Here is a 20856-nt window from a genome sequence, read left to right as displayed (position 1 = left end):
GTACGCCCGGTCCGGCGCGGTGCCGGACCGGGCCCGGGTACCCTTTGTGGCCGTGGACACAGCAGAGAAGACCCGCGTGCTCTCCGAGAGCGTGGCCCTGAATCCGCTCGACCCGAAGGACCTCATCCACACCTTCGGGATGATCGGCGTCTGGGCGATCCTCTTCGCCGAGACCGGCCTGCTGGTCGGCTTCTTCTTCCCCGGCGACTCGCTGCTCTTCCTGGCCGGGGTGGCCGCCTCGCCGGTGGCCGACGCGATCTTCGGCAGCGGCACCCGGCTCTCCCTGGCCGGCCTGCTGATCGGCGGCCCGCTCTGCGCGATCGCCGGCGCCCAGCTCGGGCACTGGCTCGGCGCGCGCTACGGCAAGCGGATGTTCGACCGCCCCAACTCCCGCCTTTTCAAGCGGGAGTATGTGGAGAAGGCCGAGTACTACTTCCAGAAGTTCGGCCCGGCGAAGGCCGTGGTGCTGGCCCGCTTCATCCCGATCGTGCGGACCTTCCTCAACCCGGTGGCCGGGGTGCTCGGCATGCCGGCCCGCCAGTTCTTCCTGTGGAACGTGGTCGGGGCGATCCTCTGGGTGGACGGCATCCTGCTGATCGGCTACCTGCTGGCCGACCAGATCTACAACGCGATCGGCGACAAGATCGACCGGTACATCCTGCCGGTGGTCGCGCTGATCATCCTGATCTCGGTGCTGCCGATCTTCTTCGAGTTCCTCCGCGACCGACGGGCGCGCAAGCGCGGCGAGGCGGTCGCGGTGATCGCCGCGTCCAGCGCGGTGGGCGCGGTGGACGCGGTCCGGGACGCCATCGAGGGCGACGACGACCAGCAGCACCGGCGCGGCGGCCAGCACCGCCGCTGATCCCCGGACACACCGAAGGCCGGCCCCCTCTCGGAGGGCCGGCCTTCGACTACGACCTGTCGACCTGCGGGTGGCACGGATGACGGACAGCCGTCACCTGTGGCCATCCGGGCTCGGCGCGTCTGACGCCGCGCCACGACCCCGGACAGCCATCCGATGGGTGGCGCCACCCCTGGCACGCCACCCGTCGCCGCACTCAGCAGAGGCGGCCACCAACTCGGACACGTCCGGATTCAGCGGGCCTTCTTGGTGGCCCGCTTCCGCGGCGGGGTGAGCAGATCCGCGATCGTGGCGATCGCGGTCGGCACCAGCCGGTAGTACGCCCAGACACCGCGCTTCTCCCGCTCCAGCAAGCCGGCCTCGGTGAGGATGCGCAGGTGGTGGCTGACCGTCGGCTGCGAGAGGCCGAGCGGCGCGGTGAGGTCACACACGCACGCCTCCCCCTCGGGAGCCGACTGGATCAGGCTGAGCAGCCGCAGCCGGGCGGGGTCGGCGAGGGCCTTGAGGACCCCCGCGAGCCGCTCGGCGTCGGCACGTTCGATCGGCTCGCCGGCAAGCGGCGAGATCTGAGGCATGGTCATTTCAGCCAACGCAGTTCCCACGTATTCCATCCTTCCACCAGCAGCATCGATCCGCCTGCATATCAGCAGATCCGAATCGGCAAACTTTTACGCCACAAGGCCGAGGTCAGCCAACGTATAGGCCGCCCGATAAGGCAGTCCGGCGGCTCGCACCGCGTCGCCGGCGCCTCGATCAACAATAACCGCCACACCCACCACCTCGGCCCCGGCCTCACGCAATGCCTCGACGGCGGTCAACACGCTGCCACCCGTGGTCGAGGTGTCCTCGACCGCCAGCACCCGGCGCCCGGCGACGTCAGGCCCCTCGATCCGTCGCTGGAGACCGTGCGCCTTGCCCGCCTTGCGGACCACGAAGGCGTCCAGCGGGCGGTCGGTCCCGGCCGACGCGTGCAGCATCGCGGTGGCCACCGGGTCGGCCCCGAGGGTCAGCCCGCCGACCGCGTCGTACGCCCAGTCGGCGGTGAGGTCGCGCATCACCCGACCGATCAACGGCGCCGCCCGGTGATGGAGCGTGACGCGACGCAAGTCGACGTACCAGTCCGCCTCCCGACCCGACGAGAGCACCACCCGGCCGTGGACCACAGCCAGGTCAGTGATGAATTTACGCAGGTCGTCGTGGTCCCCCATGGCGATAGAGGGTACTTCGCAAGTCTGGGAGGCGGGCGTGGGGTCCTCCCGGGTCAGCCCTGCGGGCGACCGACGGGTGGCGATGTCCGACTACGCTGTGCGACTGTCCATCCCGGTCAGCGAGCGGGCAGCACGGCGACGGACCAGCCGCCGCGCCGGCCCGCGGTCAGTCGCCGGCCCGGCCGACCCGGCCACGGGTGTCCCGGGAGACGCCCCGCAGCAGCCGCCGCGGCGCGTGCCGCAGCCCCGCCACGGCCAGCTTGTACTTCCAGCTCGGCACGCTGACCGGCTTGCCTTTCCGCAGGTCACGCAGCCCTTCGTCGACCACGTCGTCGGTCCGCAGCCACATCCACGCCGGGGTACGCGACATGTCGATGCCGGCCCGCTCGTGGTAGCCGGTGCGGGTGTAGCCGGGGCAGAGCGCCATCACGCGGACACCGAGCGGGGCCACCGACTGGCCGATCGATTCACTGAAATTCGTCACCCAGGCCTTGCTGGCCGAGTAGGTCGATCCCGGCATGGGGACGCCGAAACCCGCGACGGAAGAGACATTTATCACTGCCCCGTGGCCTCGCTCGACCATCGGACCGAGGGCCGCGTGGGTCAGCCGGAGCACGGCCAGCACGTTGAGCCGGACGAGCCGCGCCTCGTCCGCGACGGCCGACCGGACGAAGGGGGTGTTGAGGCTGATGCCCGCGTTGTTCACCAGCATCTCCACCGGCGGCTCGGCGGTCAGCCGGGCTTCGACCGCGGCACAGCCGTCGTCGGTGGACAGATCCGCCGCGATGGTCTCGACCCGGTGGCCGTGCCGGCCGGTCAGCTCGGCCGCCAGGGCGTCGAGTCGGCCCGCGTCCCGGGCCACGAGCACGAGGTCCCAGCCGTCGGCGGTGAGCCGGCGGGCGAACGCCTCGCCGATGCCCAGGCTGGCGCCGGTGATCAGGGCCCGGCGCGGGGAGGGGGGTGGTGCGTCGGTCACGGGCGGTCCTCGGGGGGTGGGGTCGGCCCGGGCGGAGCCGACGGCGGCGGGGTGGGGGGCGTGCCGGGCTCCGGGCCGGCCGGCGGCGCCCAGGGCGACGGGTGCCCGTAGGCCGGGGCGGGGGCAACGTATCCGGGTGCGGACGGACCGGCCGGCGGAGTCGGGGCCGGCGGCGGACCGTAGCCCGGACCGGCCGGGATCGGGCCGGCCGGCGGGATCGGGCCGGCCGGCGGCCGCGCCGGGCGGCGGTGGAAGAAGGCGCCGGCCGCGGGCAGGGTGAGCAGGGCGGCCACCACCAGGTAGCCGAGGATCTGCGCCACCGACAGCGCCGCGTTCACCGGGATCCACCAGCCCGGGTAGGCGTCGCCGACCCGGGCCAGCAGGTCGGCGGTGACCCGGTCCTCGGCGCCGAGCCGAAGCGGGGTGGTCCGCTGCCCGACCAGCACCGCCAGGCCGCAGCAGCCGCAGAACAGGCCCAGCCCGGCGACCACCCAGGTGGCCACCCGGGCGCCGGCGCGGCCGGAGAGCAGGCCGAGGGCGAGCCCGACGAGCAGCAGCGCGATCAGCACGCCGAGCACGGCGGAAAGGATGGTGGAGCCGCGCAGCAGGGAGGCGACCCCGTCGATCTCGCCGCCGCCCGCGCCGGTCCCCCGCGCCGCCTCCCGGAACCGGTCCACCGTGCCCGCCGTGACCAGCAGGTTGGCGACCGCGTACGCCACGGCGCCCACCGCCATCAACAGCAGCAGCGCCGCCGCCGAGACCACCGCGCCCGGCCGGCGGGGCGGGGCCTGATGGGGGTACGACACGACAGATCCCTCCGGTAGGCGTCGGCTTGCAACCTACTCGGAGGGATCGTCGGCGTCGCTGTTATCCGGACGTCAACTTCCGGATGGCGGCTCCGGGTTCCGGCGCTCCCCGGACTCTGGCGACGGACCCGCCGCCGGCGGCTGGCCGGGGGCCGGCGGGTAGCCCGGGTCGGCGGGCTGCCCCGGGGTGGCCGGGTAGCCGGGGGTGGCCGGGTAGCCCGGGTAGGCGGCACCCGGGACCGGCGGCTCCCAGGCCGCCTTGGGCTTGCGGAAGAACTCGTTCGCCTTCGGCAGCGCCAGCAGGATCAGCGCGGCCAGCAGCGCGAGCAGCGCGACCAGCCCGAGCAGCAGGCTGACCGGGCCGTACCAGGACGGCAGCGCGTCCTCCAGCCGGCGCTGGATCTCCTCGCCGCTCGGCAGGTCGCCGTTGGTGGACCCGCCGCCGGTGAACCCGCCGGAGACGCCGCTCAGCAGGCCGCCGCCGGTGCAGCAGAGCAGGATGCCGCCCACCACCCAGGTGGTGATCCGGGAGGCGTTCTTCCCCCGGTTGTTCAGCAGCGCGAGCACGACCAGCCCGATCGCGAGCAGCAGCGAGAGCACGGCGCCGCCGAGGCTGGCCGCGTAGGCGAAGTCGCCCGCCTGCTCGGCCGAGGTGCCGGCGTACGCGTCCTTCAGCACGTCCCGGATGGTGCCGAGGGTGGACAGCGTCACGATCAGGTTCAACACCTGGATGACGGCGACGAGGATGAGCAGCCAACTGGATATGGTCACCACGCTCGGGCGAGCGCGGGCCGGGGTCCCCGGAGCATCGACCATGATTCTCCTTCCCTAGATCACAGGGACACCGTAACGAAGCCGGGCCAGGTGAGCACGGCCCGGAAACCCCGGATTCGGCCGGGTCAGCGGGCTGTCGGCTGCCGGCGGCAGAGCCGGCGGTACTCGGCGGTCACCACGGCGAGCAGGAAGAGGTCCACGGCGAGCGCGAAGACCGCGCCGAACTGGTTGACCGTGAAGCTGAAGATCTGCCCGAACAGCAGGTCCACCAGGAGCGCCAGCTTGAACAGCCGGAAGGCCCGGGCCTGGTCGCTGGGGAGCAGCAGCGCCCCGCGGATGCTCAGCACCGCGGTGATCAGCGCGGAGACGCTGACGCCGAGCACCGCCCCCCACTCCTGCTGGTCGGGCAGCTCGCCGGTGATGGCATCCAGGAGAACCCGCAGCACGACGACGAACGGTTCGCCGACCACGTAGAGCACCACGAGCGCCACCACCCACCGGTGCGTGGTCACCCAGACCGCCAGGCGGCGGGCCCGGAGGAGCCACGGTTGCCAGAACCGGGGTGCGGGTGGCTCAAGCCGGGGCACCGCGTCCAGCAGCCGGGCCACCGCCTCCTCGACCTCCGGGCCACAGCCCTGGACCAGCCGCCGCACCGCCGCCCGACGCCGGGCGGTGAGGCCGGTGGTGAGACCGCCGACGACCGTGAACAGCGCGTTCGCCGTGCGCTCCGGCGCGGAGAGCCGGGTCCGGCCGCGGAGCGCCTGGCTGATCAGGACCAGCAGGGCGAAGGCGACGTAGATGATGCTGGCGGCCGGGGCGTAGAAGTAGTCGGTGCCGGCGGTGACGAACTTCCCGACCTCGTCGATGAAGAGCCCGAAGCCCATCCCGCCCAGGATCGCGCCCAGGATGCGGGCCGCGCTGCCGAGGAAGACCAGCGCCACCCCGAGGCCCGCGGTCATCAGCAGGCCACCCCAGAGCACGTGCGCGATGTGCAGCCCGCCGCCGCCGAGCTGCGGGTAGCCGGTCGCCTGAAGGTACGCCCGGGTGACCAGCACGGTCACCACCCCGGACAGCACGAACGCCTGAAGGTACGACGGCGCCTCCAGCACCCGGGGCGGTCTCGACCAACGCGACGGACGGGCGGGCATGGTTCCGAAACTAGTAGCCGCGCCACTCCGCGCGGGCGTACTCCAGGACCCTGGGCTGCAACAACGTGGAGGCGGGCACGTCCAGCCGGGCCCGGTCGGCGGGGAAGGTGGCCGCCGCGGCGAGCACCGACGGGGTGAGGAAGCGCAGCGCCGGCGCGTCGGCGGGCAGCCCCAGCGCGGGCGGCGTCCCGCCCGGCGCGGCGAGCACGAACCCCCAGTCGCCGAAGCTCGGCACGTCCACGTGGTACGGCACGGTGGCGAAGCCGGCCTCCCGGATCGACCGCTCGATCGACCAGTACGACCGCGGCGCGAAGTAGGGCGAGCCGGACTGCACCACGAGCCGCCCGCCGGGGGCGAGCACCGGCCGGATCAGCGCGTAGAACTCGACCGTGTAGAGCTTGGCGGTGGCCGTCTCGTCCGGGTCGGGCAGGTCGGCGACGACCACGTCGAAGCGTTCGGTGGCGGTCCGCAGCCAGCCGAACGCGTCGACGTTGAGCACCCGGACCCGGGGGTCGGCGAGCGAGTCGTGGTTGAGGTCCCGCAACTGCGGCTCGGCGCGGGCCAGCCGTACCACGGCCGGGTCGAGGTCGACCAGGGTCACCTGGCGCACGTCCGGGTACTTGAGGATCTCCCGCAGCGCCAGCCCGTCCCCGGCGCCGAGCACCAGCACGTTCCCGTGCGGCCCGCGCATGGCCGGGTGGACCAGCGACTCGTGGTAGCGGTATTCGTCGATCGAGCTGAACTGGAGGTCGCCGTTGAGGAACAGCCGCAGGTCGGTGTCGGCGTGGCCGACCTCCCGCACCGACCGGGTCAGCACGATTTCCTGGTAGCGGCTGCGTTCGGCGTGCACCACCGGGTCCCGGTAGAGCTGCTGCCGCGCGGTCACCTCGAAGTCGTGCGCGGTGACCCAGGCGTACCCGAGGCAGAGGGCGACCACGACGGAGCCGGCGGCGAGCGCGACCCGGGCCCGGCGGCCGAGGTCGGCGCGGAAGACCGTGCAGACCAGGGCGAGGCCGGCGACGGCGTTCACCGCGCCCACCACGAGGGCGCCCTTGAGCTGGCCGAAGACCGGCATCAGCAGGAACGGGAAGGCCAGCCCGCCGAGCAGCGCGCCGACGTAGTCGGCGGCGAAGAGGTCGGCCACGGCGCTGCCCGCGGACTGCTCGCGGATCCGCTGCAGCAGCACCATGAGCAGCGGGATCTCCGCGCCGATCAGCAGGCCCAGCACGAACGCGGTGCCGACCAGCGCCGGCCCGTAGAGGTCGAGCCAGGCGAACGCGGCGTAGAGGCCGAGCACGGAGAGGCCGCCGAGCAGGGCCAGGGTCAGCTCGATCGCGGCGAACGCGGCCGCCGCCCGGGACTGCAACGGCTTGGCGACCAGCGCGCCGACGCCCATGGCGAAGACCATCACGCCGAGCACGATCGACGCCTGGCCGACCGTGTCGCCGATCAGGTAGCTGCCGAGCGCGACCAGGGCCAGCTCGTAGACCAGGCCGCAGGCCGCGCAGACGAAGACCGCGAGCAGGACCGCCGCGCGGGCCGGGCGCCACCGCGGCCGTGCGGGCGCGTCGACGGTCACGTCTTCTCCCGGGTACGCCCGGCGGCGCCCGCCCCGGCGGGCTGCGCGGGCACGGCCACCCGGCGCTTACGACCGCTCCGGCTCGGCGCGTCTGGCGCCGCGCCGCGACCCGGAGCAGTCGTCCGGCGGCGCTGCACCACGCCCACGGTGACGAAGAGCGCGGCGAGCAGGAGCAGCCCGACCGTGGCGAGCAGCCAACCCCAGCGGTCCCGCAGGTAGTCGCTGCCGGCGTCGGGCAGCGGGGACGGGCTGCCCGCCGCCGGTACCGGGGTGTCGGCGGGCTCGGCCAGGCCGGCCTCGACGGCGAGCAGCGGCAGCATGACCGCGGCCCGGGTGATCGCCCAGCCGGGGTCGTCGACGAAGACGTCCTCGGTGAGCCCGAGCCGCTCCAGCCCGTTCTCGACCCGCACGAGGTCGACCGTGTCGATGTCCGGGGAGCCGGTGACCTCGATCCGGGCGAAGTCGTTGCTCTCGCTGCTCTCCGAGACGTAGCCGATGTTGGCCGTCACCTGCACCCAGCGCGGGCAGCTCGGGTTCTCCTCGATGGCGACGCCGTCGCCCAGATTGGAGCCGACGTTGCGCGGGGCGGCGCCGTAGTCGTAGTAGTCCAGCAGCGCCCAGCCGTAGCAGAGGCCCTGTTCGGCGCTGGTCCGCTGGAGGATGGCCACGCTGTCGGCCCGCTCGTCGGCGGCCGGCGCCGGCACCGTGGTGTCCCCGTCGGTGTTGAGCACGCCCACCGCCACGCAGCCGGCGAGGATCAGACCGGCGGCCAGCCAGGCGACCCAGGCGATCTTCTTCTTCGCCGCCCGCTTGCCGGGTGCCATCAGCTGATCGCGGCGGCGATGATCGCGCCGGTCGCCAGGTGCACGACGGCGGAGACCCAGACCGCGGGGTGCGGCTCCGGGTCGACCAGGAGCTCACCGAGCTTGCCCGGGGTGGCCATGTCCAGCAGCAGGAACGCCGCGGCCATGATGACCAGCCCGAGGATCCCGTACGCGGCCGCACCGACCAGGCCGAGCGCGAAGTCGTCCGCGCTCGCGGCGATGGCGGCGACCACGATGATGCCGACGCCGGCCAGGTTCGAGGCGAGCAGCAGCGCGGCGTTGCGGTTGCGCTCCGCCCAGATCAGCTCGTGCAGCTTGCCGGGGGTGGCGACGTCGACCAGCACGTAGCCGACGGCCATCAGGGCGACGCCGACCACACCGTAGGCGAGCGTGACGAGCAGATCGGTGACCAGGGTCTGCACAGGGGACTCCAGGATTCGTCGGGAGGGGTCAGGTCACTTGCCGGAGCCGGGTCCGCCGCCGCGGACGGTGCTGCCCCGCCCCCAGCCCCAGTGGCTGCCCACCCGGGAGTGGTAGCGGGGGTAGGCGGTGGTCATCCGTTCCAGCAGGATCACCGAGCCGGCGGCGAGCGGCAGGATCACCACCGAGTCGTCGTCGTAGCGCAGGTAGACCCCGCTGCCGTCGACGTACTGGTCGGCCGGCTGCCAGGCGTCGGTGATGTCCTTCGACACCTGGCTGGGCGACTTGTTCGACGTGTACGCGATCGCGTCCGAGCCGAGGTCCCGGCTGGTGGCGCGGGTGTAGCGGTCCTCCACGTAGCCCCGGGGCGAGAAGTTGCCGTAGAAGATCGCGAAGGCGGCGACCACGGCGCCGATGACGGCGAACGCCACCCCGACCACGAACCACCGTCGGTACGTCACAGCTTTACCACCGTCTCGGTCAGGACCAGCTCGTTGGTCTGCGGATACGCGTGCCAGGTGCGCCAGGCCACCGCGCCGTCCGGCGGCTCGGGGCGGACGGCGAGCGCGGTGATCGCGTCCTCGTCGCCGGGAAAGACCCCGACCAGCGCGTACGGGTCGTCGGCCAGTTCGGCGCGGAGCGCGGCGACCCGGGTACGCAGGCCGTCGCCCGCCGGCCGGAGCACCGTGGCGGTGAACCGGTAGCCGGCGGTCTCGTCGTGCAGGGCGTCCGGCAGGTGCGGCGGGCGGCCGGGCAGGCAGGCGACCGTCTCGGTGAGGTCGCCGCAGACCACCTGGTGCGAGGCGCCGAGCAGGCGCAGCCGCAGCCGCAGCCCGCCGGGCAGGGTCAGCTCGCGCACGTGCAGGGCGGGGCGCTCGGGGCCGCCGAGGGCCAGGCTCAGGTCGGCGGCGCGGGTGTCGACGTACGGGGCCTCCAGTGCGACGAGCACGCGCTCAGCCCACCTTCTCCGGACCGCCCTGCGGGTAGATCATCACCTCGGCGCGGTGCAGCCGCTCGCCGAGGTTCACCTCCCAGCCGGCCTCCCCGTACGCCTCGAAGGAGAGCCGGGCCCCGCCGGGCGCCTGGTAGTCGTGGTAGCGCATGGTGCCGCGCGGGTCGAGGCCGGTGCCCTCGGTGGCGGTGTACTTCGCCTGGCCGGACTCGTCCCAGTTGTAGCGGCGGCCGGCGATCTCCAGCGTCGGCGCGCCCGGGGTGACGGTGGCCGACGGCTCGCTGGTCCAGAGCACCAGCTCCAGGTCGGGCTCCGACTCGACGGAGAGCCAGCGCTTCACCCCGCCGGCGTCGTCCAGCAGGTGCTCGGCCCAGCTCCAGCCACCCTCGACCAGGTGCACCGAGCCGCGCACGGTGTACGGCACCTGGCGGATCTCCACGATGTCGCCGGGCTTGAGCCCGCGCGGGTCGCCGCGCAGCGCGTCGGCGTCCCGGTCGCGGAACGGGTCACCGGGGGCGGCCTTCGGGCGTGGCGCGGACCGGGCTCTGCGCAGCGCGATCACGGCGATCACCACGCCGGCCACCCCGACCAGGCACCCCAACGTGGCCACCACGTACGCCAGCGAACCGTTCACGGCCGTCTCCCCCCAAGGTGTATCGGCGGAGACGGTAACAACCCGACGCACGTGCGCCGTAGTGACCTTCGCTGAGTGATCGGTCAGCTACGGTCGGGCCCCACGAGGCGTTCGGTGGCGTACTCGCGCAGGGTGGCGTGGCCCATGATGCAGCCGCTGAACGTGGTGAACTCGCCGTCGTCGTCGCGCAGCCGCTCCCAGGCGGCCCGGCCCGCCGCCGGGTCGACCGTGTCCAGCAGCGTGGCCGCGTACGCCTTCCCGGCCGGCGACCCGTGCTTCAGCAGCCGGTCGACCTTCTTCCGGGCCGCCTCGGGGTGCTCGCGCAGGGCCTGCTCCACGTGCCGGTACGCCTCGGTGGCCGGCAGGATCTGCCCGGCGATCCCCACCCCGCCGAAGGCGAGCGTGTCCGCCCGGCCGAGCTCCTCGACGGCGGCGTCCAACTCCCGGTCCTTCTTCCCGATCCCCAACATGCCCTCACTATTGCCCTGGCCGGCCGCCATCGACGCTGTTGATCAAGAAGTAGCTCGGCCCGGCCAGGCCCCGTGGGGGGCCGGCCGGGCCGGAGAGGTGGTCAGGCGGCGGTGACGGACAGGGCGTCCTTGGTGTCGGCCAGGTCGACCCGCACCGTGTCGCCGTCCCGGACCTGGCCCGCCAGCAGGGCCTTGGCGAGCTGGTCGCCGATCGCCGACTGCACCAGCCGGCGCAGCGGGCGGGCGCCGTAGATCGGGTCGTACCCGTGCTCGGCCAGCCACACCCGGGCGGCGTCGCTGATGTCCAGCGTCAACCGGCGGTCGGCGAGACGGCGGCGCATCCGGTCGAGCTGGATGTCGACGATCGCCCGCAGGTCCTCGCCCTGGAGGGCGGCGAACACCACGATGTCGTCGAGGCGGTTGAGGAACTCCGGCTTGAAGTGCGACCGGACCACCGCGAGGACGCCCTCCCGGCGCTGCTCCTCGGCCAGCGTCAGGTCGCTGATCACCGACGACCCCAGGTTCGAGGTGAGGATCAGGATCGCGTTGCGGAAGTCCACCGTGCGGCCCTGGCCGTCGGTGAGCCGGCCGTCGTCGAGCACCTGCAGCAGCACGTCGAAGACGTCCGGGTGGGCCTTCTCCACCTCGTCCAGCAGGATCACCGAGTACGGCCGGCGGCGCACCGCCTCGGTGAGCTGGCCGCCCTCCTCGTAGCCGACGTAACCGGGCGGGGCACCGACCAGGCGGGCCACGGAGTGCTTCTCGCCGTACTCGCTCATGTCGATGCGGACCATGGCCCGCTCGTCGTCGAAGAGGAACTCCGCGAGCGCCTTGGCCAGCTCGGTCTTGCCGACCCCGGTGGGGCCGAGGAAGAGGAAGCTGCCGGTCGGCCGGTCCGGGTCGGCGACGCCGGCCCGGGCGCGGCGGACCGCGTCGGAGACGGCGGCCACCGCCTCGGCCTGGCCGACCACCCGGGAACCCAGCGACTCCTCCATCCGGAGCAGCTTGGCGGTCTCGCCCTCCAGCAGCCGCCCGGCCGGGATGCCGGTCCAGGAGGCGACGACGGCGGCGATGTCGTCCGCGCCGACCTCCTCCTTGAGCATCGCGCCGTCGGCCTGGAGCCGGGCCAGCTCCTCCTCCGCCTGCCTCAGCTCGACCTGGAGGGCGGGGATCCGGCCGTAGCGCAGCTCGGCGGCGCGCTCCAGCTCGCCGTCGCGCTCGGCACGCTCGGCCTCACCGCCGAGCCGCTCCAGCTCCTCCTTGGCGGTGGAGAGCTTGGTGATGTGGCTCTTCTCCAGCTGCCAGCGCTCGGAGAGCGCGGTGAGCTGCTCGCGCTTGTCGGCCAACTCCTTGCGCAGTCGGGCCAGCCGCTCGGCGGAGGCGGCGTCCGGCTCCTTGGCCAGCGCCATCTCCTCGATCTCCAGCCGGCGTACCGCCCGCTCGATCTCGTCCACCTCGACCGGGCGGGAGTCGATCTCCATCCGCAGCCGCGAGGCGGACTCGTCGACCAGGTCGATCGCCTTGTCAGGCAGGAACCGGTCGGTGATGTAGCGGTCGGAGAGGGCGGCGGCGGCGACCAGCGCGGCGTCGGTGATCCGGACGCCGTGGTGCACCTCGTAGCGCTCCTTGAGGCCGCGCAGGATGCCGATGGTGTCCTCGATGGTCGGCTCGCCGACCAGCACCGGCTGGAAGCGGCGCTCCAGCGCCGGGTCCTTCTCGATGTGCTCGCGGTATTCGTCCAGCGTGGTGGCGCCGACCATCCGCAGCTCGCCGCGGGCCAGCATCGGCTTGAGCATGTTGCCGGCGTCCATCGAGCCCTCGCCCTTGCCGGCACCGACCACGGTGTGCAGCTCGTCGAGGAAGGTGATGACCTGGCCGTTGGAGTTCTTGATCTCCTCCAGCACCGACTTCAGCCGCTCCTCGAACTGGCCGCGGTACTGCGCGCCGGCCACCATCGCGCCGAGGTCGAGCGAGACGAGCTTCTTGTCCCGCAGCGACTCCGGCACGTCGCCGGCGACGATCCGCTGGGCCAGGCCCTCGACGATGGCGGTCTTGCCGACGCCCGGCTCGCCGATCAGCACCGGGTTGTTCTTGGTGCGCCGGGACAGCACCTGGATCACCCGGCGGATCTCCGAGTCGCGGCCGATGACCGGGTCGATCTTGCCGTCACGGGCGCTCGCGGTCAGGTCGACGCCGTACTTGGCCAGCGCCTGGTAGGTCTGCTCCGGGTCGGCCGTGGTGACCCGCCGGTCCCCGCCGCGCACGGTCGGGAAGGCGGCGACCAGGTTCTCCTCGGTGGCGCCGGCGTTCTTCAGCGCGACGGAGACCGCGGCACCCACCCGGGCCAGCCCGGCCAGCAGGTGCTCGGTGGAGGTGTATTCGTCGCCCAGCGGCCGGGCGATCTGCTCGGCGGCGCCGATGGCGTTGACGAACTCGCGGGCCAGGGTGGGCTCGGCGATGCTGGAGCCGCGCGCCGCGGGCAGCGCGTCGACCGAACGCTGGGCGACCCGGCGCAGCTCGTCGGGGTCGGCCCCGACGGCGCGCAACAGACCGGCGGCGGTCGAGCCCTCGGTGTCCAGCAGCGACAGCAGCAGGTGCCAGGGCTCCACGGTGGCGTGGCCGCGCTGGTTCGCCAGCGCGACGGCGGCGGTGATGGTCTCGCGGCTCTTGGTGGTGAGTCGTTCCGTGTTCATGGGCTCCCCCGGATCGGCGTGTCCACTGGAAAGGACACAACCAGAGTTGAGTCTATTCCGCTCAACTCCAGCGGTGTGACGCCGATCACTGCACTCCAGCATGCACCACCGGCGGCGGCCGGATCAGTCGCCGTCCAGGACCACCTTGATCCAGCGCCGGTTGGCGGTCCATCCCGTGCCGAGGATGACGTCGTCCGGCCCGCGGGCGGCGATCGTCCCGTCGGCGAGCACCGTCAGGTAATGGTCGGCGGTCAACGGCCAGTCGACGCGGTAGTAGCGGTTCCCGGCCACCACGCCCACCCCGCCCGGGCCGGTCACCGCGAGCAGCCCGGCGCCGATCGGCGCCACCGACCGTGCCTGCGCCGGATGCCCGTCGGCGCGGACCCGCTCCCAGGAGGCCGGGCCCGCGAACCGCCAGAGCGCCGGGAAGCCCGTCCGGTCCGGCCGCTCGCCGACCAGCCACATGCCGCCGTCCGGCGCAAGCATCACCCGTAGCACGCCCACCTCCCCGTCGAGCGCCGGCACCGGTGTGGCCCGCCAGGTCCGCCCCTGGTCCCGGGAGATCGCGGCGTACGGCCGCTCGCCGGCCGCACCCGCCGCCACGAGCAGGTCACCGTCCTGGCCGACGGTTTTCAGCCCGGGTACGGACGGCTGGGTGGCCAGCGGACGGAGTCGTCGGCCGTCCCACTCGCCGACCTCGCCCAGTCCTTCGATGACCTGGAAGCGACCGCGAGCGCCCACCAGCACCGGCGGCGGGTCCGTGGTGGTGTGGGTGAAGCTGGCACCGTCGTCGGTCGAGGTGTACCAGCCGTACGGTTCGGCGAGTAGCGCCAGCACACCGGGGGCCGCGTAGAGCTGCTGGTCCTCGGCCACCGGACGGGGGTGCGGCAGCGGCTGCCAGGAGCGTCCGCCGTCCAGCGTGGAATACAGGTGGGCGCTGCAGCTCCGGCCGGGCGGCCGGCTGTCACAGGCGGCGAAGAGGGCGTAGCCGTGGTCGGCGTCGACGAACTCGACGAACGGGCGGTCGTACCGCTGGGGGACAGCGACCCGGACACGGCGTACCTCGTCGATGTCGATGACGCGCGGCGGCGTCGGCGCGGTCGACACCGGGCGGTGCGACGCGGGCGCTCGCGTCGGCGGCGGCCGCCGGACGTCGCCTATCGAGCAGGCGGCGAGGGCCGGCACCAGCAGCACCGCGACGGCCGGCGGAAGTCTCCGATCGATCATCGGACCTCCTCGGCAGGATCGCCTTCCCTGGGTGGCGGGTCAATTGTCCGTGCAGGCCGCGAGGGATGACAGCGCCAGCAGGGCGCCCAGCAGCAATGATCTTCGCGCGGTGATCGGGCCTCCGGGCAGGGTAGCCTCACCTGGGTGCGAGTACGTGTCGAACAGACTGCCCTACCGGGGATCGGCGTCCGTCACGATCTGATGACGGAATCCGGCCGCCGGCTCGGCGTGGTCTCCCACCGCAATGGCCGCCGTGACCTGGTCCTTTACGACCCGGACGATCCCGACTCCTGTCAGGCGGACATACCGCTGACCGACGACGAGGCGGAGGCGCTGGCCGACATCCTCGGCGCGTCGCTGATGCTCGGCCAGCTCGCCGGGCTGCGCGACCAGGCCGCCGGGCTGCTCACCGAGCAGATCGCCATTCCGGCCGGCTCCCGGTACGTCAACAAGCGGCTCGGTGACACGCAGGCACGGACCCGCACCAGCGCCTCCATCGTGGCGGTGCTGCGTCAGGGCGAGGTGATCGTCTCGCCCGATCCCACCTTCCGGTTCGAGGCCGGTGACGTGGTGGTCGTGGTCGGCACCCGGCAAGGGCTCGACGGGGTGACCGCGATCCTCGCCGAAGCGGACCCGGACGGCTGAGGCGCGGATGCACGAATCCACAACGCTGCTCGTCGAGGTCGGCGCGCTGCTGCTCCTGCTCGGCCTGCTCGGCCGGCTCAGCCGCCGCTTCGGCGTCTCACCCATCCCCCTCTACCTGCTCGCCGGGCTCGCCTTCGGCCACGGCGGCCTGCTGCCGCTCAACGCCAGCGAGGAGTTCTTCGCCGTCGGCGCGGAGATCGGCGTCATCCTGCTGCTCGTCATGCTCGGCCTGGAATACAGCGCCAACGAACTGGTGGGCAACCTCCGCTCGGCCGCGCCGGCCGGCCTGATCGACGCGGTGCTCAACGCGCTGCCCGGCTTCGCCTTCGCCATGCTGCTCGGCTGGGGCTGGGTGGCCGCCGTGGTGCTCGCCGGCGTCACCTGGGTCTCCTCGTCCGGCGTGATCGCGAAGGTGCTCGGCGACCTGGGCCGGGTCGGTAACCGGGAGACCCCGGTGATCCTCTCCGTCCTGGTGATCGAGGACCTGGCGATGGCCCTCTACCTGCCGCTGGTCACCGCGCTGCTCGCCGGGGTCGGCCTGGTCAAGGGCGGCATCGCGCTCGCCGTCGCGGTGCTCACCGTGGTCGTCGTGCTGGCCGTCGCGATCCGGTACGGCCACCTGATCTCCGCGGCGCTCTCCGCGAAGGACCCGGAGGCGCTCCTGCTCGGGGTGCTCGGCCTGACCCTGCTGGTCGCCGGGCTCGCGGCCAAGCTCCAGGTCTCCGCCGCGGTCGGCGCGTTCCTGGTCGGCATCGCCCTGTCCGGGCCGGTGGCGCACCACGCCACCCAGCTGCTCTCGCCGCTGCGGGACCTCTTCGCCGCGGTCTTCTTCGTCTTCTTCGGCCTGGTCACCGACCCGCTGGACATGCCTCCGGTGCTGCTGCCGGCGCTGCTGCTGGCCGTGGTCACCATGGGGACGAAGCTGGCCACCGGTTGGCTGGCCGCCCGCCGGGCGGGGATCGCCGAGCCCGGTCGCTGGCGGGCCGGTTTCGCGCTCACCCCGCGCGGCGAGTTCTCCATCGTCATCGCCGGGCTGGCCGTCGCCGCCGCGTACCCGGTCGAGCCCCGGCTGGCCGCGCTCGCCACCGCGTACGTGCTGATCACCGTGGTGACCGGGCCGATGTTGGCCCGTCTGCCCGACCTGCCCTGGTTCAAGCGGTGGCTGCGCCGGCGCAGCGCCGCCCGAAGGCCGGTGCCGGTGGGAGTGGCCGACTGACCTCGGCCGGGCCGGGTCGGCCGTACGGTGGACCCGGCCCGGCCAACGGTTGCCGAAATGATTCCGGGAAGGTCTACCGCCGCCCCGCGAAACCGCGTTAACGTGTCGGCCCAGCAGCCAGGGTCCGCGGGTGGCCGGTGCCCCCGCCAGCGCAAGCGGAAGGTCGGCCGGTGAGCGTGCAGGAAGAGACGTTCCACGGCTTCGTCAACCCCGTCGACCCCTCGCCCGCAGAGCTGCGGTCGTGGGCCTACCAGCCCGACTCGGTCCCGCTGACCTCGATGCCCCCGGACTGGGACCTGCTGGTCGCCGGGGACCACCTGGTGCAGACGCTCTTCGACCTGGCCATGGACCCGGCCTGCCCGGCCCGCCGGTTCGCCCTGCACTGCCTCTACATCTACGCGGCCGACGGCATCCGGACGAACTTCCGGGCCCACCCGAAGCGCCGCTTCCGCAAGCTCGTCGAGCAGGCCGAGCGGGCCGGCGACGAACTGATGCGCAACTGGGCGCACAACAGCCGGGTGCTGCTCGCCCGGCCGGATCTCTTCGTCTACCGCGACTGGTGCGAGGGCGGGCTGGTGCGGGAGAACCGGCGGCTCTGATCCTGTCTGTTTGTGGTGGGGTGTGGCCCCGCCGTGCCCGGTCCGCACGTCATCTCTACGGCGAACGGGCCGGGACCCCCCGTGGGTCCCGGCCCGCACGTCGACGGGTCGTCAGCTGGTCGACCCGCCCTGCTTCTTGCGTCGCTCGTCCGCCCTGGCCCGGTCGACGCCGTGGTCCACCTGGTCGGCGAAACGCCCTTCCTTGACCTTGTCGGTGAAGCGACCCTCGGTCATCCGGTCGAATCGCTCCCGGACGCTCTCGGCCAACTGTTCCAGCCGTTCCTCCGCCCGTTCCGCCACCGTCTTCGCCGATTCCGCCATGGCTCCCCCTGCCAGTTCGGAGTCCGGATTGAGTTGGTTGGGCCTGGTTCAGACGTTAGCGGATCGCCCTCGCCCGGCACCCCGGTTTCCCCGAACCCACCGGGCGGCCAGACGAGGCCCACCGGCGGCCGACGCTCACGACAGCGCTATCCGCGGGTGAGGCGCTGTTCGTGCACGCGCAGAGCCACCGTCGTGGCGTCCAGCAGCGGAGTGGGCACGCCGAGCGCACGGGCCCGCGCCGTGAGGTCGCCGAAGATCTGCTCGGCCTCGGTCGGCTGCCCGGCGACGAGGTCCCGGTAGAGCGAGGCGGTATCGGCCGAGCCGGGCCGGGTCACGAAGGCCTGGACGTTGTCGAGGGCCTGCTGCGGCACCGGATACCCGGCCGCCGCGGCGACGGCCGCGGCCTCGGCGGCGATCTGCGGGCCGAGGCGGTCGCCTCCGGGGACTGCCGTCGCTTCGCCCACCGAACCACGAACCAGGGTGTTGAGGGCGCCGAGCGTGCTGATGAAGACCCACTTGTGCCACATGGCCCGGCGGATGTCCGGCGCGACGGAAAAGTCGAAGCCCGCGCCGGACAGCACCTCGGCGATCTGCTCGACTCGCTGCGACGTGCCGCCCTGCTGTTCGCCGGTGACGATCTCGGCGAGGGTGCCCAGCCGGACGATGTCACCCTCGGCGTCGAGCGTGGTGAGGACGCGGACCACGCCGCCGAGCACGGCGTCCACGCCGAACCGCTCGTTCAGCGCGTCCAGGTGCGCCATCCCGTTCAGGAACGGGATCACCGTGGTACGCGGGCCGACCGCGGCGGCGACGTCGTCGATCGCCGGCGGCAGCGCGGTGGCCTTCACCGAGACGAGCACGACGTCGTAGTGCCCGTCGATCTCGGCGGCGGTGAGCAGGCGCGGCACGAGCACGGTCTCGGTCCCCAGGCCGGTGATCCGCAGCCCGCGCTCGCGGAGCACGTCGGCGCGCTTGGGCCGGACGAGGAAGGTGACGTCCCGGCCGGCCTGCTGGAGCTGGGCGCCGAAGTAGCCTCCGGTCGCGCCCGCCCCGACGACAAGAATCCTCATGCGCCGAGACGTTACTGGTCGAGCCGGTAACACGACAGCACCCGCGGAGTGATCTGGGTTACCGGTTGAACCGGTATCATCGTGTGGTGTTTCAGGATGTGGCGGCCTTCCGGTTCGTCGGTGGGCGGGTCTCGGTCGACTTCACCGCGACCCACGGCCTCCGGTGGCGCGAGCCCGGCGTCGAACGCATCCCCGCCCCGGCCGACCTTGCGCGCTGGTTCATCGAGGCGGGTCTGACCGACATCACCGTGCCGGTCTCCGCCTCGGCCCTTCGCAGCGCCCATGAGCTGCGCGAAGCCCTCTACCGGCTGATGCGTGGTCGGGTCCTCGAGGAACCGCCGGACCGGCGAGCCATCGATGTAGTGAACCGCTGGGCGGCCAAGGCGCCACCCGCGATCGGGCTCACGGCGGACGGTTCGGCGAAACGCCTGGTGGCACCCACCGCCCACGGGCTGCTGGCGTTCGTGGCTCGCGACGGCGTCGACCTGCTCGGCGCCTCCCACGCCGACCGCCTACGCGAATGCTCCAGCGACACGTGCACGCTGCTCTACCTGGACACGTCGCGGGCGGGCAGCCGCCGTTGGTGCTCCATGGAGGTCTGCGGCAGCCGCGACAAGATGGCCCGCTACCGCCGGCGCGCCGGCGACTGACCCCACTTCGGCATGGTGGGCATGCAGCCGGTCAGGGCGAGCGGAGCACGGAAGGCCGGCGCCGCCCGGAAGGGCACGCGCCGGCCTGCGTCAGTGGGCGGCGGAGCGGAGGATCAGCGTTCGGTGCGGCGGGGACGCCACACGACGAGTGCGGTGGAGGTGCGGTTGGTGGGGACGAGGTCGCCGCGGGAGAAGCCGCCCAGCGACTCCAGCTCGGCGATCCGGCGGTAGGCGGCGTCCAGCTCCGCCTCCAGCCGGGCGACCCGCTGCTGGGCCTCCTCCAGCAACCGTTCCAGGTTGATGATCCGCTTGACCCCGGCCAGGTTGATCCCGTCGTCCTGGCTGAGCCGCTGCACCTCGCGGAGCAGCACCACATCCCGGACGCTGTACCGGCGACCGCCGCCGGACGCCCGGCCGGCCTGCACCAGGCCCAGCCGGTCGTACTGGCGCAGGGTCTGCGGGTGCATCCCCGCCATCCGCGCGGCCACCGAGATCATCAGGACCTTGGCCTCGTAGGCAGGGTCACCCGAGCCGACGAACTCCTGCGACATCCCCGCTCACCTCCGCCTCGTCACCCGGTCAACTGAATCGACGCACCCGCGCGTCGAGATGTTCCCGCGCGGCCGGCGGCGTCTGCTCGGCGAACGTCTCCAGCGCCGTGCGCGCCTCGTCCGACAACGTCGCGGGGACCACCACGTCGAGGGTGACCAGCAGGTCACCGGCGCGGCCGTCCTTGCGTACGACGCCCTTGCCCCGCGCGCGCAGCACCCGTCCGCTGGGCGTACCCGGTGGCACCCGCAGGGTCACCGTGCCGTCCAGGGTCGGCACCCGCAGGTCGGTGCCGAGCACCGCCTCCGCGAACGTGATCGGCACGGTCAGGGTCAGATCGTCCCCGGTGCGCCCGAACAGCTCGTCCGGGCGGACCTTCACGTGCACGAACAGGTCGCCCGCCGGCCCACCCCGATCGCCGGGCTCGCCCCGCCCGGCCAGCCGGATGCGCTGGCCGTCGGCCACCCCCGCCGGGAAGCGCACGTTCAGCGTGCGGGTCTTGGTGACCCCGCCGGTGCCCTGGCACTCCGGGCACTTCTCCTCGACGATCGTGCCCACGCCCTGACAGTTGCGGCACGGCTCGGAGAAGCTGAACGACCCCTGGTTGCGGGTGGTCACCCCGGCGCCGTGGCAGACCGGGCAGGCCACCGGCTGGGTGCCGGGCTTCGCCCCGTTGCCGTGGCAGGTCTCGCAGACCCCGGGGGCGCGCAGCGTCAACGGCAGGGTGACGCCGCGAACGGCGTCGGAGAAGTCGAGCGCCACCTCGGTCTCGACGTCCCGGCCCCGGGCCGGGCCGCGCGCACGGGCCGCGCCGCCGGCGCCCCCGCCCGTGAAGATCGAGCTGAACAGGTCGCCCAGGCCGCCACCGCCGAACCGGGCCTCACCGCCGGCCGCCCCGCCGAACAGGTCGGAGACGTCGAACGGCATGCCCCCCGGCTGGCCCGCGCCGCGGGCGTTGCGCCGGAAGGCGCCGGAGCCGAAGAGCGACCGCATCTCGTCGTACTCGCGGCGCTTCTTCTCGTCGCCGAGCACGGCGTACGCCTCGGAGACGGCCTTGAACCGTTCCTCGGCCTTCGGGTCACCGGGGTTGTGGTCCGGGTGCGACTCCCGAGCCAGCTTCCGGTACGACTTCTTGATCTCGTCCGAGGAGGCGGACTTCTCCACGCCCAGCGCGGCGTAGTAGTCCTTCTCGATCCAGTCCTTGGAACTCAACGGTCCACCCCCTTCCACGGG

23 protein-coding genes and 1 pseudogene are annotated in these 20856 nt (G+C 73.0%); 5 read left to right on the top strand and 19 right to left on the bottom strand.

Annotated features, from left to right (window positions below; all coding sequences use genetic code 11):
• The first annotated feature begins 19 nt into the window (after positions 1 to 19).
• On the top strand, positions 20 to 862 hold the full coding sequence (locus ABZV78_RS00175; RefSeq protein ID WP_355634567.1) for a DedA family protein: 843 nt from the start codon (positions 20 to 22) through the stop codon (positions 860 to 862).
• A 233-nt stretch (positions 863 to 1095) separates the two neighbouring features.
• Here ABZV78_RS00175 and ABZV78_RS00170 read toward each other — a convergent pair whose 3' ends face one another.
• From ABZV78_RS00170 to ABZV78_RS00100, 15 genes and pseudogenes are all read right to left on the bottom strand, one after another.
• Positions 1096 to 1473 (bottom strand): metalloregulator ArsR/SmtB family transcription factor, encoded by a 378-nt coding sequence (locus tag ABZV78_RS00170; RefSeq protein WP_007073957.1) that lies wholly within the window; start codon positions 1471 to 1473, stop codon positions 1096 to 1098.
• A gap of 57 nt (positions 1474 to 1530) precedes the next feature.
• The gene (gene pyrE / locus ABZV78_RS00165; protein ID WP_355634566.1) at positions 1531 to 2070 is read right to left on the bottom strand and encodes an orotate phosphoribosyltransferase; all 540 of its coding nucleotides are present in this window, start codon (positions 2068 to 2070) and stop codon (positions 1531 to 1533) included.
• Between the two features lie 166 nt (positions 2071 to 2236).
• Positions 2237 to 3046, bottom strand: coding sequence for an SDR family oxidoreductase (locus tag ABZV78_RS00160; RefSeq protein ID WP_355634565.1), 810 nt, complete (start codon positions 3044 to 3046; stop codon positions 2237 to 2239).
• 239 nt (positions 3047 to 3285) lie between these two features.
• Positions 3286 to 3852, bottom strand: a pseudogene (locus tag ABZV78_RS00155) (hypothetical protein); the annotation flags it as partial.
• Positions 3853 to 3924: 72 nt separating this feature from the next.
• Positions 3925 to 4668 carry a hypothetical protein gene (locus tag ABZV78_RS00150; RefSeq protein ID WP_355634564.1) on the bottom strand — a complete coding sequence of 248 codons (744 nt, stop codon included), beginning with the start codon at positions 4666 to 4668 and terminating at the stop codon, positions 3925 to 3927.
• Between the two features lie 83 nt (positions 4669 to 4751).
• Positions 4752 to 5774 (bottom strand): hypothetical protein, encoded by a 1023-nt coding sequence (locus ABZV78_RS00145; RefSeq protein WP_355634563.1) that lies wholly within the window; start codon positions 5772 to 5774, stop codon positions 4752 to 4754.
• A gap of 10 nt (positions 5775 to 5784) precedes the next feature.
• Entirely contained in the window at positions 5785 to 7353 is a 1569-nt protein-coding gene (locus tag ABZV78_RS00140; protein ID WP_355634562.1) for a polyamine aminopropyltransferase, read from the bottom strand.
• On the bottom strand, positions 7350 to 8177 hold the full coding sequence (locus tag ABZV78_RS00135; RefSeq protein ID WP_355634561.1) for a hypothetical protein: 828 nt from the start codon (positions 8175 to 8177) through the stop codon (positions 7350 to 7352). Before ABZV78_RS00135 ends, ABZV78_RS00140 begins: the two co-directional genes overlap by 4 nt.
• Positions 8177 to 8599: a DUF350 domain-containing protein gene (locus ABZV78_RS00130; RefSeq protein ID WP_355326925.1), complete on the bottom strand. Its 423-nt coding sequence runs from the start codon at positions 8597 to 8599 to the stop codon at positions 8177 to 8179. The genes ABZV78_RS00135 and ABZV78_RS00130 overlap by 1 nt, the downstream gene beginning before the upstream one ends.
• Before the next feature lie 33 nt (positions 8600 to 8632).
• Positions 8633 to 9058: a DUF4247 domain-containing protein gene (locus tag ABZV78_RS00125; protein ID WP_355634560.1), complete on the bottom strand. Its 426-nt coding sequence runs from the start codon at positions 9056 to 9058 to the stop codon at positions 8633 to 8635.
• A complete protein-coding gene (locus ABZV78_RS00120) occupies positions 9055 to 9546 on the bottom strand; it encodes a DUF2617 family protein (RefSeq protein ID WP_355634559.1) in 492 nt (163 codons plus the stop codon). Before ABZV78_RS00120 ends, ABZV78_RS00125 begins: the two co-directional genes overlap by 4 nt.
• A gap of 4 nt (positions 9547 to 9550) precedes the next feature.
• Positions 9551 to 10183 carry a DUF4178 domain-containing protein gene (locus ABZV78_RS00115; protein ID WP_355634558.1) on the bottom strand — a complete coding sequence of 211 codons (633 nt, stop codon included), beginning with the start codon at positions 10181 to 10183 and terminating at the stop codon, positions 9551 to 9553.
• Positions 10184 to 10266: 83 nt separating this feature from the next.
• Positions 10267 to 10653, bottom strand: a complete 387-nt coding sequence (locus ABZV78_RS00110; RefSeq protein ID WP_355634557.1) for a hypothetical protein — start codon at positions 10651 to 10653, stop codon at positions 10267 to 10269.
• 101 nt (positions 10654 to 10754) lie between these two features.
• The gene (gene clpB, locus ABZV78_RS00105; protein ID WP_355634556.1) at positions 10755 to 13346 is read right to left on the bottom strand and encodes an ATP-dependent chaperone ClpB; all 2592 of its coding nucleotides are present in this window, start codon (positions 13344 to 13346) and stop codon (positions 10755 to 10757) included.
• A gap of 123 nt (positions 13347 to 13469) precedes the next feature.
• Positions 13470 to 14573, bottom strand: a complete 1104-nt coding sequence (locus tag ABZV78_RS00100) for a hypothetical protein (RefSeq protein ID WP_355634555.1) — start codon at positions 14571 to 14573, stop codon at positions 13470 to 13472.
• A gap of 144 nt (positions 14574 to 14717) precedes the next feature.
• Here ABZV78_RS00100 and ABZV78_RS00095 point away from each other — a divergent pair, with 144 nt between their 5' ends.
• The 3 genes from ABZV78_RS00095 (at position 14718) to ABZV78_RS00085 (ending at position 17033) form a co-directional block, all read left to right on the top strand.
• A complete protein-coding gene (locus tag ABZV78_RS00095) occupies positions 14718 to 15218 on the top strand; it encodes a cation:proton antiporter regulatory subunit (protein ID WP_355634554.1) in 501 nt (166 codons plus the stop codon).
• A gap of 7 nt (positions 15219 to 15225) precedes the next feature.
• The gene (locus ABZV78_RS00090) at positions 15226 to 16434 is read left to right on the top strand and encodes a cation:proton antiporter (RefSeq protein ID WP_355634553.1); all 1209 of its coding nucleotides are present in this window, start codon (positions 15226 to 15228) and stop codon (positions 16432 to 16434) included.
• A 170-nt stretch (positions 16435 to 16604) separates the two neighbouring features.
• Positions 16605 to 17033: a hypothetical protein gene (locus tag ABZV78_RS00085; protein WP_355634552.1), complete on the top strand. Its 429-nt coding sequence runs from the start codon at positions 16605 to 16607 to the stop codon at positions 17031 to 17033.
• A gap of 111 nt (positions 17034 to 17144) precedes the next feature.
• Here ABZV78_RS00085 and ABZV78_RS00080 read toward each other — a convergent pair whose 3' ends face one another.
• Both ABZV78_RS00080 and ABZV78_RS00075 read right to left on the bottom strand, forming a co-directional pair.
• Positions 17145 to 17354, bottom strand: coding sequence for a hypothetical protein (locus tag ABZV78_RS00080; protein ID WP_355634551.1), 210 nt, complete (start codon positions 17352 to 17354; stop codon positions 17145 to 17147).
• A 146-nt stretch (positions 17355 to 17500) separates the two neighbouring features.
• The gene (locus ABZV78_RS00075) at positions 17501 to 18424 is read right to left on the bottom strand and encodes a ketopantoate reductase family protein (protein WP_355634550.1); all 924 of its coding nucleotides are present in this window, start codon (positions 18422 to 18424) and stop codon (positions 17501 to 17503) included.
• Positions 18425 to 18510: 86 nt separating this feature from the next.
• Between ABZV78_RS00075 and ABZV78_RS00070 the strand changes: the two genes are divergently transcribed.
• Complete coding sequence (locus tag ABZV78_RS00070) at positions 18511 to 19074, top strand: ABATE domain-containing protein (protein ID WP_355634549.1); 564 nt, start codon at positions 18511 to 18513, stop codon at positions 19072 to 19074.
• A 113-nt stretch (positions 19075 to 19187) separates the two neighbouring features.
• Here ABZV78_RS00070 and ABZV78_RS00065 read toward each other — a convergent pair whose 3' ends face one another.
• Together ABZV78_RS00065 and dnaJ are read right to left on the bottom strand one after the other, a co-directional pair.
• Positions 19188 to 19625 carry a helix-turn-helix transcriptional regulator gene (locus ABZV78_RS00065; RefSeq protein WP_355634548.1) on the bottom strand — a complete coding sequence of 146 codons (438 nt, stop codon included), beginning with the start codon at positions 19623 to 19625 and terminating at the stop codon, positions 19188 to 19190.
• A 28-nt stretch (positions 19626 to 19653) separates the two neighbouring features.
• Positions 19654 to 20835: a molecular chaperone DnaJ gene (dnaJ, locus tag ABZV78_RS00060; protein ID WP_355634547.1), complete on the bottom strand. Its 1182-nt coding sequence runs from the start codon at positions 20833 to 20835 to the stop codon at positions 19654 to 19656.
• Between the last annotated feature and the right edge of the window lie 21 nt (positions 20836 to 20856).

The organism is Micromonospora sp. NPDC004540 (assembly GCF_040610095.1).
GTDB lineage: Bacteria > Actinomycetota > Actinomycetes > Mycobacteriales > Micromonosporaceae > Micromonospora.
Note: the sequence above shows the minus strand (reverse complement) of the source record. Positions and strands in the feature narration are given on the sequence as shown.